Origin of the sequence: Halobacillus litoralis (assembly GCF_020524085.2) — a bacterium.
GTDB lineage: Bacteria > Bacillota > Bacilli > Bacillales > Halobacillaceae > Halobacillus > Halobacillus litoralis_E.
On record NZ_CP129016.1, the window covers coordinates 1,654,565 to 1,667,606 of the forward strand.

14 protein-coding genes are annotated in these 13,042 nt (G+C 40.1%); 13 read left to right on the plus strand and 1 reads right to left on the minus strand.

What is annotated here, in order from left to right:
• Window positions 1-33 precede the first annotated feature (33 nt).
• From LC065_RS08300 to LC065_RS08360, 13 genes are all read left to right on the plus strand, one after another.
• On the plus strand, window positions 34-966 hold the full coding sequence (locus LC065_RS08300; protein WP_226592287.1) for an aldolase: 933 nt from the start codon (window positions 34-36) through the stop codon (window positions 964-966).
• The gene (locus tag LC065_RS08305; protein ID WP_264187839.1) at window positions 963-1,250 is read left to right on the plus strand and encodes a lasso peptide biosynthesis PqqD family chaperone; all 288 of its coding nucleotides are present in this window, start codon (window positions 963-965) and stop codon (window positions 1,248-1,250) included. The genes LC065_RS08300 and LC065_RS08305 overlap by 4 nt, the downstream gene beginning before the upstream one ends.
• 27 nt (window positions 1,251-1,277) lie before the next feature.
• Entirely contained in the window at window positions 1,278-1,778 is a 501-nt protein-coding gene (locus LC065_RS08310; RefSeq protein WP_226592814.1) for a lasso peptide biosynthesis B2 protein, read from the plus strand.
• Window positions 1,738-2,916 carry a nucleotidyltransferase domain-containing protein gene (locus tag LC065_RS08315; RefSeq protein ID WP_226592286.1) on the plus strand — a complete coding sequence of 393 codons (1,179 nt, stop codon included), beginning with the start codon at window positions 1,738-1,740 and terminating at the stop codon, window positions 2,914-2,916. The genes LC065_RS08310 and LC065_RS08315 overlap by 41 nt, the downstream gene beginning before the upstream one ends.
• Before the next feature lie 14 nt (window positions 2,917-2,930).
• A complete protein-coding gene (locus LC065_RS08320) occupies window positions 2,931-4,721 on the plus strand; it encodes an ABC transporter ATP-binding protein (RefSeq protein ID WP_226592284.1) in 1,791 nt (596 codons plus the stop codon).
• A 50-nt stretch (window positions 4,722-4,771) separates the two neighbouring features.
• Window positions 4,772-4,945: a hypothetical protein gene (locus LC065_RS08325; protein WP_226592282.1), complete on the plus strand. Its 174-nt coding sequence runs from the start codon at window positions 4,772-4,774 to the stop codon at window positions 4,943-4,945.
• A gap of 18 nt (window positions 4,946-4,963) precedes the next feature.
• Window positions 4,964-5,728 (plus strand): hypothetical protein, encoded by a 765-nt coding sequence (locus tag LC065_RS08330; protein WP_226592280.1) that lies wholly within the window; start codon window positions 4,964-4,966, stop codon window positions 5,726-5,728.
• Window positions 5,725-5,994 carry a PqqD family protein gene (locus LC065_RS08335; protein WP_226592278.1) on the plus strand — a complete coding sequence of 90 codons (270 nt, stop codon included), beginning with the start codon at window positions 5,725-5,727 and terminating at the stop codon, window positions 5,992-5,994. The genes LC065_RS08330 and LC065_RS08335 overlap by 4 nt, the downstream gene beginning before the upstream one ends.
• The gene (locus tag LC065_RS08340) at window positions 5,984-6,430 is read left to right on the plus strand and encodes a signal peptidase I (RefSeq protein ID WP_226592812.1); all 447 of its coding nucleotides are present in this window, start codon (window positions 5,984-5,986) and stop codon (window positions 6,428-6,430) included. Before LC065_RS08335 ends, LC065_RS08340 begins: the two co-directional genes overlap by 11 nt.
• Before the next feature lie 130 nt (window positions 6,431-6,560).
• On the plus strand, window positions 6,561-8,237 hold the full coding sequence (locus tag LC065_RS08345; protein WP_226592810.1) for an ABC transporter ATP-binding protein: 1,677 nt from the start codon (window positions 6,561-6,563) through the stop codon (window positions 8,235-8,237).
• 14 nt (window positions 8,238-8,251) lie between these two features.
• Window positions 8,252-8,893 carry a nucleotidyltransferase family protein gene (locus LC065_RS08350; protein WP_306163886.1) on the plus strand — a complete coding sequence of 214 codons (642 nt, stop codon included), beginning with the start codon at window positions 8,252-8,254 and terminating at the stop codon, window positions 8,891-8,893.
• Between the two features lie 455 nt (window positions 8,894-9,348).
• Window positions 9,349-10,317 (plus strand): metallophosphoesterase, encoded by a 969-nt coding sequence (locus tag LC065_RS08355; protein ID WP_226592808.1) that lies wholly within the window; start codon window positions 9,349-9,351, stop codon window positions 10,315-10,317.
• Window positions 10,318-10,380: 63 nt separating this feature from the next.
• Window positions 10,381-11,322: an LCP family glycopolymer transferase gene (locus tag LC065_RS08360; RefSeq protein ID WP_226592273.1), complete on the plus strand. Its 942-nt coding sequence runs from the start codon at window positions 10,381-10,383 to the stop codon at window positions 11,320-11,322.
• Between the two features lie 344 nt (window positions 11,323-11,666).
• Here the strand turns inward: LC065_RS08360 and LC065_RS08365 are convergent, their stop codons facing one another.
• The gene (locus tag LC065_RS08365) at window positions 11,667-13,025 is read right to left on the minus strand and encodes a GntP family permease (protein ID WP_226592272.1); all 1,359 of its coding nucleotides are present in this window, start codon (window positions 13,023-13,025) and stop codon (window positions 11,667-11,669) included.
• Window positions 13,026-13,042 lie beyond the last annotated feature (17 nt).

Sequence of the window (13,042 nt, forward strand, 5' to 3'; positions counted from 1 at the left end):
TCTAAGATTCATTCACTGGTGAAGAGGTGGAGTATGAGAAAAACACTCAAAAAAGGTTACCATGTTTTTGGCTTACATGTAAGTAGTGAGATGTCATTACCTGAAGTTCCTCAAGCAAACTTGTCTAATACTTATGCTGATGTAACTATTAGACAAATAAACTTAGAAGATCAATGGGAAAAGGTATCTGGCAATGGCAAGTCCTTTTATATAGAAGAGAATTTATGCATGTTTAAAGTTACAGAAGTGTGTGTTTGCCTCATTAGAAATGGCAATGAAATATTATTCACTCCTCTTCCGGGTTCTGTTAGAAGCCATGTTCGGTTGTATATTTTAGGAAGTTGCATGGGCATCATCCTTATGCAAAGGAAAATCCTCCCCTTACACGGCAGCGCCATTTCCATCGACGGAAATGCCTATGCCATCGTTGGAGACTCAGGAGCAGGAAAATCAACCTTAGCCTCAGCATTCCTAAAGCGCGGATATAAATTATTAAGCGATGATGTCATCCCCGTCTCATTTTCCGATGAACGAGTTCCGATGGTTACACCAGCCTATCCGCAACAAAAGTTATGGCAGGAAAGTATGGATCATTTTGGTTTTGAATCCGGAGAATATGAGCCGATTATCGATCGTGAAACAAAATTCAAAGTTCCAGTCGGCGATCAATTCGAAGAACGTCAGTTACCTTTAGCGGGCATCATTGAATTAACAAAAACAGATGACGAACAGGTTCATATCGAACCAATACAGGATTTATATCGTTTCAGCACTTTATTCAAGCATACGTATCGGAATTTTATTATTCGACGTGCCGGGCTGATGGATTGGCATTTTAATACTTCAACAAAGATCTTGCCCCATGTGGATATGTTTCACATGAGGAGACCAGTTTCACAATTTACAGCTAATGAATTAGTAGACAAGGTTCTACAGGCCATTGGTAAGGAGGAATCTGTAGTATGAGTCAATCGGTAGCTTTAGTACAAATGGTTCAGCAAAAAGAAGGAAATATTGTGAGTGATATGGATGGGGAGCGTGTGATGCTCAGTATTGAAAATGGGAAGTATTACAATTTAGGAGAGCTTGGCGGGGAGATATGGGATAAGATCGAAAACCCGAAACCTGTAAGTGAATTGATTGATGAGTTGCTTGAGGTCTATGAAGTGGAACGGGGTGTTTGTGAAGAGCAAGTTCAAGCGTTTCTTAAGCACCTTCGTGATGAGAATTTAATAGAAGTGAAGAAATAGACTTCAAAAGAACAGTCTTGGAAAGGAATTAAGCTCATGAGGAAGTTGATGACTTTTTTGACCTTGAGTAGGGAATCGAAAAGATTGTTGTTGGAGTCTTTTTTTTATTTGGGTTGGGCGAGAATCCAAAAGCGCCGTCCTTTTTCTAATTTAGCTCCTTCATTAGGGAAACATATGCAGGAAACAGGGATGGACGATGAGTGTACAGATCGTAGAACACTAGCGAAAGTTTCTCAAGCTATTCAAATCATGAGTAAATACACTTTTTGGGAAAGTCGTTGCCTTGTCCAAGCTCTTGCTGCAAAGAAGATGCTTGAAAAACGAGGTGTCGGAAATACTCTTTACTTGGGGACGGCAAAAGAAGACAACGGAGAGATGGTTGCTCATGCCTGGTTGAGAAGCGGTCCTTATATTGTCACAGGAGCGAAGGGAATGGAGCGGTTTACTATTGTCAGTACCTTTGCGGGTCCTGTAGGAGGTGAATCACATGAGCAAAGCTACAAACCTTCAATTAGCGAACGTACCTAAAGAGGTTCACTTGATTCTTCAGTTGCTGAAGTCAGATAAACAACAAGATATTGATGCACTTTCAAGAAGTTCGTTTGAGGACATCGACTGGAATTTGTTTATCAAACAATCGTTACATCACCGTGTTTACCCGTTACTCTACTCCAAAGTAAAAATGGTTGAAAGCGGACGTATACCAGAGTTTGTCGAAGAAAAACTTTGCTTTGAATATAAGCGTAATACCTTTCAAATGTTGCAATTGAGTGGAGAGATGGAACGGATGAGTCGTTTGTTTTCCTCTAATGAAATTCGGTTGCTTTTTTTGAAAGGCCCTATGCTATCACATGAACTATACGGGGATGTTTCATTGAGAACTTCGGGTGATTTGGATGTGATGATTTCGATTGAAGATCTTCAGAAAGCTGAACATCTACTAGCAAGTCACGGATATCAAAAAGATGATTACATCGAAACCGTGTTAGAAGATTGGAAGTGGAGGCATCATCATGTGACCTACTATCATCCCCGGAAGAAAGTGAAAATCGAGCTGCATTGGCGTTTGAATCCCGGTCCGTGCAAAGAGCCAGGATTTGAACACTTATGGAAGCGAAAAGAGGTTAGCTCGATTTCAAAAACCCCTATCTACATTCTGGGGAAAGAGGAATTATTTTTGTTCTTAGCTGCACATGGAGCGAGGCACGGGTGGTCCAGGTTACGGTGGTTGGTAGATATAGACCGTTTGGTGGATCAGTCCATTGATTGGAAGAACCTTAAGCGATTATTGATTCACAATCACTTCCACCTCGCTGGAGCTCAAGCTCTTTACTTATCTTCCGTCCTTTTGGAAACTCCTGTTCCATTGGAAATGCCAGTTAATAAAAGGTCACGTGTTTTGGCACAACAAGCGATATTCTATTTAGAGTCTATGATCAACCTCCACTCAGAGCCTTTGCCGCAGGAGGTTGCAGACTATCATAAGCGTCATTTATTTTCTCTAATGTCATGGAATCAAAAGTTCTTTTTTATCCTGAGCTTTTTGTATCCTTATCCCGAGGATGCCGAGCTTTTGCCATTGCCTAAAAGACTTCACTTTTTATATTTTCCTCTACGCCCTTTTCTGTGGGGGTGGAGAAAGACTAGAAAGCACGCAATCACATAGGGGGACGCGAAATTATGAAGCATGTCCTTTATTTTTTGAATGAGATTCATAGTTATTCAGGAAAAGTCTTGTATATCAATTTGTTTGCTATGACCGTAATCGGGCTCCTGGAAGGCATCGGAATCCTATTGCTTGTCCCTTTGATTAGCTTAAGTGGAATCGTGGATTTAGGCACCCAGGGTTTACCTTTTATGGAAGCTTTTCAGTTTGTGGAGAAAATTCCGCCTGAAATCGGGCTTCCAACAATTCTTCTATTTTATGTAGGAATTGTTATTACTCAAAATTTACTTCAACGGAGGATTACTGTAAGAAATGCAGTGATTCATCAGGGATTTATGAGGCATTTACGAATGAAAACGTATGATTCACTCCTTCATGCGAAGTGGCAGTTTTATTTGAACAAGAGAAAGTCAGATTTAGTAAATATTATGACTGGGGAAATTGCCCGTGCAGCCAGCGGTACACAGTCTTTCTTACAGTTTGCAGCATCATTAGTGTTCACTTTGATCCAGATTTGTCTCGCTTTTGCTCTATCACCAAACATTACGACCTTCGTCATTACATGCGGATTTATTCTCATCCTTTTTAACCGGAAGTTCTTAAAGAGGTCGCTTGAGTTAGGCAATCGCAGTTATAGTCTGAATCGACGGTATCTTTCTGGGGTAACGGATCAGATGAATGGAATGAAAGACTTAAAAAGCAATACACTGGAAGAATCCAGAGGCCATTGGCATGCCACGATTACAAAAGGGATGCAGGATGAGCAGGTTGAATACACAAAATTGAAAGCTACATCAAGGCTCTATTACAAAATTGCTTCGTCAATTCTGATTGCTGCTTTTATATTCATTGCCATTCAGTTATTCAATGCTCAATCAGGTCAATTGATGCTGGTCATTGTCATCTTTTCTCGGTTGTGGCCGCGAGTGACAGGCATTCAAGCGTCTATGGAACAAATTGCAAAAGTAATACCTTCTTTAGAGGCTGTGAACAGAGTAAGGCATGAAAGTGAACAGGATCGTGAGTTTATGGAGGAAAGTCAACGGAATGAGCCCTTGAAGGTTAATGAAGCCATCGAATGTCGGAATCTTTCTTTTCAATATAAAAAGGAAAGTCGTTATGCTCTGAAGAATATTAATATTACTATTCCTTCTCAGCAGATGACGGCTGTTGTCGGTCGCTCCGGGGCAGGGAAGAGTACATTGATTGATATGTTAATGGGATTAAATTATCCAGACCAGGGAGAAGTTCTTGTTGATGGTGATTCCATATCCGACGAGAAGATTAGGTCTCTGCGTAAAGCGATCAGTTATGTTCCTCAAGATCCTTTTCTTTTCAATGAGAGCATTCGTGACAATTTAATGTTAGTGGATCCTGAAGCGAATGAAGAAGCAATTTGGGAAGCCTTGGAATTTTCATCGGCAGCAGAATTTGTTCGAGAGCTCCCTCAAGGACTTGATACGCTTATTGGTGACCGGGGAATTAAGTTATCTGGAGGAGAAAGGCAGCGTTTAGTGTTAGCCCGCGCCATCTTAAGGAAACCTCCCATTCTCATCTTGGATGAAGCTACGAGTGCGTTGGATTCAGAAAATGAGAAAAAAATACAAGAAGCGATTGAGCAGTTGAAAGGTAGAATGACCATTATAGTCATTGCGCACCGGTTGTCGACGATTCGAAATGCGGATCAGGTTATTGTTTTGGAAGAAGGAGAAGTGGTTCAAAAAGGGGATTTTCATCAACTGGCTAATGATAAGAAAAATGTCTTCAGCCATTTGTTGAGCCACCAGATGAAAGTTGTTCGTTAAAAAATTTTTACACTCATGTTCTCTATTAAGAATTATAAGGAGGAAGAAAAATGAAAAAAGTCTATGAAGCACCGGAAGTTCTTGATCACCGTCCGATTAAATTTGAAACATCTCAAAGTTGGAACAAAGGACATGGTCCTGTATCCGGAGATGACGGCAACAGTAATGGCCAAAACTACCCCCATGATCCATATCAACCTAAAAAGCCACACACGCATAAGTGAGAGATATGGATGGAGAGTATGCTTACTAAGGTTGGCGAACATACATTTGAATTCTATGGAGATATGGAGACGGTAGAAAAGCTATATGGGGCGTTCATCCATAAAAAATCACAAACAAGAGACATGGGTGTTTTTTTAGAGTCTGGTTTTGGTAAATCCTTTGATAGTTATGAAGTCACCCATTTCATGGGAAATGGGTGGAATTATCTTAAGCGGACAGATTTTCTCATAGAGTTCAGTCTGAAGTTAAAAACAGCTAAAATTCAATACTTCGATGAATTAGCTTTGAAGCATGCTTTTATGACATTATACAGCACATTTATAACAGAAATAGAATGGGGATTATTGGTTCATTCTTCGTGTATGACGGAGGGGGAGGTGGCTCACTTATTTGCAGGGGAGTCGGGGGCAGGGAAATCAACGGTTGCTCATTTATCATCTCCCAGAGTACTGCTTTCAGATGAAGCTGCGATTCTAAAGGTAGAGGATACAGGAATCAAAGTCTTTGATTCACCGTTCAGAAGTGATCAGGCATCGTTTGGTGTGGACAAATCTTTCCCATTAGCAAGTATTGATTTTTTGAATCAGGCTCAATTGAATCAAAGGGAACCACTCAAAGATAGAGAGTCATTAATAGAAATGATGGATAAGGTTTTTTCATGGTATCCTGGTCCATTATATACTTTGAAGTTGATCAAACTTATCAAGTTAACTGTAAAGCAAGTCCCAGTGTACAATCTTTACTTTAAAAAAGATCCTACGTTTTGGGAGTTGATCTCATGAGACCTTTATTAAAACGAAAAAAACAGCATGAAATAGTGGAAATGGACAAAGAGTGGATGGTTTTAGATTTAGAAGCATATACCATTACGACTCTAAATGAAGTAGGAAGCTTTTGTTGGTCTATACTCCATGAGGATAAATCATTAGAAGATATTGTGAATATTGTTGCCGATGAGTATCAGATGGAACCAAGAGATGTAGAACATGATGTAACCCTCTTTATATACAAAATGGAGGATGTTGGATTGATTGAACATGTCTGTTGATTCTCCAAGCCGATTAGTTATTGCGAAGGTGCTTATATCAAAAGGAAGGATCGATCTGCCTGCTACGGGTACCAGCATGTATCCGTTAATCCGTGAAGGGGATATATGCCGTTTTGTCTCCTTGGATTATGAAAATCTTAAGAAAGGAGATATTCTGCTGTATCAATCGGATCACGGGCAGTTGATTGCTCATCGCTTGATTTATAAGTCAGGAGATTCTTATCTTTGTAAAGGAGATTCTAACCTTGGCAATGATGATTGGGTGTATTCAGATCAGCTTATAGGAAAAATGTTGTACGTCAGTAAAAATCATAAGATCTTTTACCTCAACGGTCTATTAGGAAAAACATGGACTTGGTCTATCCTTACGTTTCCTTCGGTTTCTAAACTATGGAGAAGGTTCTTAGCATTCCAAGAGAGTCAAATCAGATCATGAAGCGGTGAGTATATTGAATTTTACGGATTGTAAAAACTACTTTTCATTATATGAAATCAAGCGGACGTTTTCCTTATTAGCTCCTTATATTAAAAGGCATAAAATTCCTTATCTGGGGTTATTTATTTTGATGTTTGTAGACATTGCGCTTGTCATTGCATTCGCCTGGTTCTTCGGGAATATCATAGACGCTGCGGTTCAGAGTGATTTTGATCGCCTTCAAAAAATGATTGTAGCGGGGATTGGAATATCAGTAGTAAGTATGAGTGTGAACTTTATCGATACTTTATTGGAAACGAAAGCCTTGAATGCTGTGAAAAGAGATTTGAATGTGGATCTTTACAGCCATGTCTTGAAAATAAATGGAAAGGACTTTTCTCATTATCATTCGGGTGAGTTAATGTCTCATTTTACGAATGACCTTCACCAGATTGACGGTGTTATAGGGAGGGGGTTAATCAATTTAGTTCGACTCCCTTTAATTGCCTGTGCTGCTCTTATATATCTTATTCATATTAACTGGACCCTATCTCTGCTCGTTCTTTTAGTAGCGCCTTTGGCTGTCATAGGAGGTGCTTTATTCGGCTTCTTATTAAAAAATAACAGCCGCAAAATCCATGAATTAATTGGTGGAATCACAAAAAACTTGAACGAAACGTTTCAAGGAATCACGGTTATTCGCTCGTTTACTTTGGAACAACTCTTTTTGAAAAATTATAAGAAAAAGAATGATGATTTGTATGAGCTTGAAATGAAAGATGCAAAATTACGAGGGTGGTTTTATACGGGAGGAGAAGCTGTAGGGACCATTACATTCTTGATCAGCGTACTTGTAGGGGCTTTTTTTGTGACGGATCAAGTCTTGACGGTGGGTGCATTGCTCACATTCATCAATTTGGTGAACCATTTAGTTTATCCGTTGACAGGGCTTGCCGGCCAGTGGGCTGGTTATCAACGCTCTGCTTCAGCATTGGAACGAATCCTTCACCTGCTTGATCGGGCACAAGAAACTTCAGGAACGGCCATACCTTTCATAAACCATTCAACCCAATATCCTATTTCTTTTCATAACGTTAACTTCAGTTATGACGGGAAGTCGAACGTAATTAGAGATATGGATCTTGATTTACCTACAGGAAAAATGACGGCGATTGTCGGACCAAGCGGAGCGGGTAAGTCCACGATGTTTCAGCTTCTACAAGGATTTTATCAACCGACTTCAGGGTCCATAATTTTCAACGGACAACCGATTGATCAAATGAATTTATCAGAATGGAGACAAATGATCGCCTATGTTCCCCAGGAATCTTTCCTATTTAGTGGTTCTTTAAAGAAGAATCTAATATATGCCCGTCCCGATGTAACACAAACGGAAATGATCCAGGCGGCTAAAAATGCGAATATCCATGATTTTATAGAGTCATTACCCGATGGTTATGATACAGAAATAGGAGAGCGGGGAATTAAACTCTCTGGTGGACAAAAACAGAGAGTAGCCATTGCCCGAGCTTTCTTGAAGGATTCCCCTATTCTTCTGTTAGATGAAGCTACTTCGTCCTTGGACCATGAAACAGAGTTTATGGTTAAAGAAGCTCTTGATCGTTTAATGGTCGGGAGAACAACTTTAGTCATTGCCCACCGATTGTCTACGATAAGACATGCTGATCATATGGTTGTTTTGGACAAAGGAGAAATCGTACAGCAGGGAAATCATGAGCACTTGATTGCAAAAGACGGGTTGTATAAGGATTTGTATCAGAAACAGTATTTCATTAAAGAGGGACATGCATGGAAGGCTCATGCATAAGGAGGAACAGGGGTATGATTCACACATTTATCAATCATCTTTATTCAAAGGATTCTCTTAGTGTGTTGAATTATCAAACCTTGATTGAAGAGGTAGAGAAGGACGGAGTAGCTCCGCAAATTTATGGGATATTGGTTCACCAGGGGAGGCTGGAAGAGACCCCACTTTTCTTTCAAGTGCGTTTACTGGAGAAGGTGAATCATAACAGGTATTCATCTGTTTTTATTAAATGTGAAACAGACCGAATCCTTAACCACTGTGAAAAACTTCAATATGAGCTTATTCCATTGAAGGGTGTTTATTTCGCGGAAGAATATTTTGGCAATTTCACACACCGAACCACCAGTGATATTGACATTTTGGTAAGAAAAGAAAGGGTGGATGATCTCATTCAGTTAGTGAAAGAGTTAGGATTTGTAGAGGAAGAATCCTATATAGCCGGTCATTTCCATCGCTCTTTCAGTAAACCTTTGCCCCATTCAGATATACCTTTGACGGTAGAAATCCACTGGGAACTGATGAGACCTGATACTTCTTCTGTCGATACAGAGCTTTTATGGTCTCACGCTGTACCATTTAAAAACTACGCCAGTATAAAAAAAGCTCTCTCCTACACACACTTTTTATTTTATGTGCCTTCATGCCTGGAGACATAATCTTGACTCAATAAAACATGACCTGGATGTTATTCAGACTATGAACCATATGCCGGTGAATGTAGCAGAGGTATTACATCTAGCCAGACGTCATCAGACCTATAAACGCATAACCCGGACGTTAGCCATTTTATATGAACGATATCCTATACTTCGTGAAAAATATCCTTCTCCCCAGGTTAAAGGTCTTTGGTTCAATAAAATTGAAAAATTCAGTTGGAGTAAACCAGTGATTTTTTTTTGATTATCAAGTGTTGAGTTATGATACGTGTAAACATCGAGTGAAAGAAACAGGAAGGTTGTTTCTCTCACCTGAAAGCAATCAATATGTTCAATGGAAACTAAAAGTCATCAAGAATAGATTGTTCGATCTATATGTATGGCATAAGCAGCAGGTACTCAATATGATTAAGATCATTAAGTTATAGTTTCGGAGGGAATGACGGGTGAAAAAAATGATCCTCTTATTTATGATAGCCACTACTCTTTTAATCATTTTAGTCATTCCTTATACCATTTGGGATAACAAGAGGGTAAAAATAGTTAATGAAGCAATCGCTGTAGAAGGATTACCAGATGCGCTTCAGGGTTTTAAAATATTACAGGTGTCTGACCTTCACGAGAAGACCTTTGGTAAGAATCAGGAAAAACTAATTAGTACAATAAATTCTTTGGATTATGATCTGATCCTCTTTACTGGAGACATGATGGATGGGGTAAACAGTGAAAACACAGCGCCTTTTTTTAATCTGATCGATGGAATTAATAATAAACAACATGCCTACTATGTCGCTGGTAATACAGACCCGGCCAATTATGATATAGAGGAAGGCACTTTGGTTAAAAGTCATTTTATTCAGGAAACAGAAAAACGAGGGGTGAAACTCCTTGAATCTATTGAAGTCATTGAGCACCAAGGGGAACAACTTAACCTCCTTGACTTCGAACTTTCTATTCTGAAACCTGAGAATGGATTTGTTGTTGCAAATGGGAGAGTGAAACCCAAGTATTCTAAAACAGAGCCTTATATCCAATACCATAATCAATTATTGCAAGAAATAAATCAAATGAATGATGAAGGGATTACAATAGCGCTCAATCACTATCCCGTTTCTGATCCACGAATCGATCAAATCAATAAGACTTCTTATTATAATTTTGGGGAATACGATTTAATTATTGCTGGCCACTATCATGGCGGGCAAATCCGCTTACCTTTTTTGGGTGCGCTTTTTATTCCGGAGCCTTTTTATGAGAATGGAGGGTTTATGCCCCCTAGAAATCGTGTGAAAGGACTTTGGGAATACAGAGGAACAAAACAATATGTAAGTGCGGGCTTAGGAAGTAGTGATGCTATAAATCTCCTGAACTTTCGTCTGTTAAACACTCCAGAAATCAATAGGATTACCTTGAAAAAAGATTAGTAATCTAAGTTTCAAAATTATATAATAGGTATAGATTGCTATAAAGATGGAGTGAATTGGAAGATGAGTCGTTCTAAAAAACACGAGAAGAAAAAAGGTCGATGGTGGAAGGTATCCCTTGTTTTATTAGTGTTGTTGTTATTACCAGTAGGTGTTTATGCTTACTCTGTATATAGCGGGGCTAAAAATACGGTGGATTCGAAAATGCATCAACAAGTTGCATCCATTGATCATGAATTGACAGAGAAAAAGCGAAAAGAAAAAGAACCGCTCAACATTTTGCTGATGGGCGTTGATGAAAGAGCTGGAGATTCCGGGCGTTCTGACGCTTTAATGGTGTTGTCTGTTGATCCAAACGAGAATCGCAGCCAAATCATCAGTATCCCTCGTGATACACGCACGGAGATGGTCGGCGATTCTTCTCAAGCGGGAAATCTAGATAAAATCAATCATGCTTACGCTTTCGGTGGAGCAGATATGGCCATTCAAACGGTTGAGAATTTTCTTGATATCGATCTCGACTACTATGTTCAAGTGAACATGGAAGGTTTGGAAGAAATGGTGGATGCTGTTGGTGGAATTACCATCCAGAACGATATTGAATGGTATGGGAAGGATAACTTCCATTATAAAAAAGGTGAACTGACCATGGATGGGGAAGAAGCTTTAGGCTATGTTCGTATGCGTTATGACGATCCTAAGGGTGACCTTGGGCGTAACGAACGCCAACGTAAAGTCATCCAAGGAATTGTAGATAAAGGGATGAATGTCGGATCCATTAATAAAATTGGTAATGTCATGGACGTTCTTGGTAAGAATGTTGCTACCAATATGGATTTTAGTACGATGCAGGATTTGATGAAGAACTATAGTGGGGCGAGAGAAAATCTTTCCACTTATCAGATGACGGGGACAGGCACTAAGATTAATGGAATTTATTATTTGGAAGTTCCGAATCAGGAAGTAGAAGATGTACGAGAAATGATACTTGATTTTAATTCGTAAGCTACTCTTTTATAGGGGAGCTTTTTTTTTGCGGAATTTGATGGGAAGTGGCGAGATTGTATTATTACCTGGGAAATATACGTCGGATTTTGTGAAATAATTTAAGGTAAGTTCATCTATGGAAATGTCCATACTGTTTGCTAAAGGGGTGATGGTATGGAGGAACATGAAGGTAACTTTTTCAAAGGACTTTTATGGGCTAGTCTTCTTTCTCTTCCAATTTGGGGAATCATTGTTATAGTTGCTTATTTCATTTGGTAAAAGAAACCTCTCCAATTAAACTTCACAAGAGCAATCATAAGATAAAAAAGGGGAAACCTCCAATATGAAGGCCTCCCTTAGATTTATACCAGTATAAACCATAGAAATGAAGTGACAATGATCGCCGTAAGTCCTTGAAGCAACGTTCCCATCGTTTGAGCTTTGTAGGCTTGCGTGATGGACATTCCGCTGAATTCTTTTACGACCCAGAAATAGCTGTCGTTGACGTGGGAGACGACCATAGCGCCTGCACCGACGGCCATGACGACGAGTGCCAGCGGGACAGCTCCTTCGATTCCGATTTGCGGAAGAAGGGGAGCAATTAATGTTGATGTGATGACAATGGCTGCTGTAGACGATCCTTGAGCACTCTTCAAGGCGGCTGCGATGATGAATGGAATGAAGATGAATACAGCTCCAACCGCTACTTCATTCCCAGCGATTCCTTTAATGAGATCAGCGATGCTTGTGGAGCTGATGACAGACCCAAACGCTCCACCTGCTCCTGTAATCAACAGGATAGGAGCGGCCTCTTTAATCCCGATTCCGACCCATTGGGTCAGCGTTTCTTCATCATATTTTGGAAGAAGAGCGAAGGCGAATAACACACCAACGAGAAGAGCGACAACAGGCGAACCTAGGAATAGGAAGAATGAAAATAGCGGACTTTCCCATCCAGCGAAAGTGATGACAGAGCTGAATCCGATCAAAAGAATCGGAACTAAAATAGGAGCGAATGATTTAGTGGCTGAAGGCATATCGCCAAAACTGCTGACGACCTCGTCGTAATCATAGAGAGCGTCCTCTTCACTTTGGTCAATATGAATTTTAGTGCCGGCTTTGACCGCCCAAAGGTATCCAACCAGGATAGCAGGAATGGCAACGATGATACCGAATAAAATGACCGTTCCTAAATAATTTTGGGCACCGATATTTCCTGCGGCTGCGATAGGTCCAGGAGTAGGTGGCACTAAGGTGTGCGTGGCGAACAGACCTGTGGATAAGGCAATCGCCATAGAGGCGACTGTAACTTTTGTTTTATTTGCAAGCGCTTTCTTTAATGAGGATAAAATAACATACCCTGAATCACAGAAAACGGGGATACTGACGATACTTCCGATGGCGCTCATCGCGAGCTGTGGTCTTTTTTCCCCGACGATTCTTAAGACGACTTCAGCCATACGTAAGGCAGCGCCTGATTTTTCTAAAATGACACCGATGATTGTACCGAATACGATGACGAGTCCTATACCTCCCATCAATCCTCCGAACCCGCTATTGACAGCCTCTACGACATCTCCAAGTGGCATACCAGATAATATTCCGATAGCAAAAGCAGAAATCAAAAGGGAAAGGAAAGGGTGGAGGTTGAATTTTGCCGTGGCTAAAATGACGAATAAAACACCGAGTAAAATAATAAGTACAAGTCCGAAACCTTCCATATACTTCTCACTCCTTT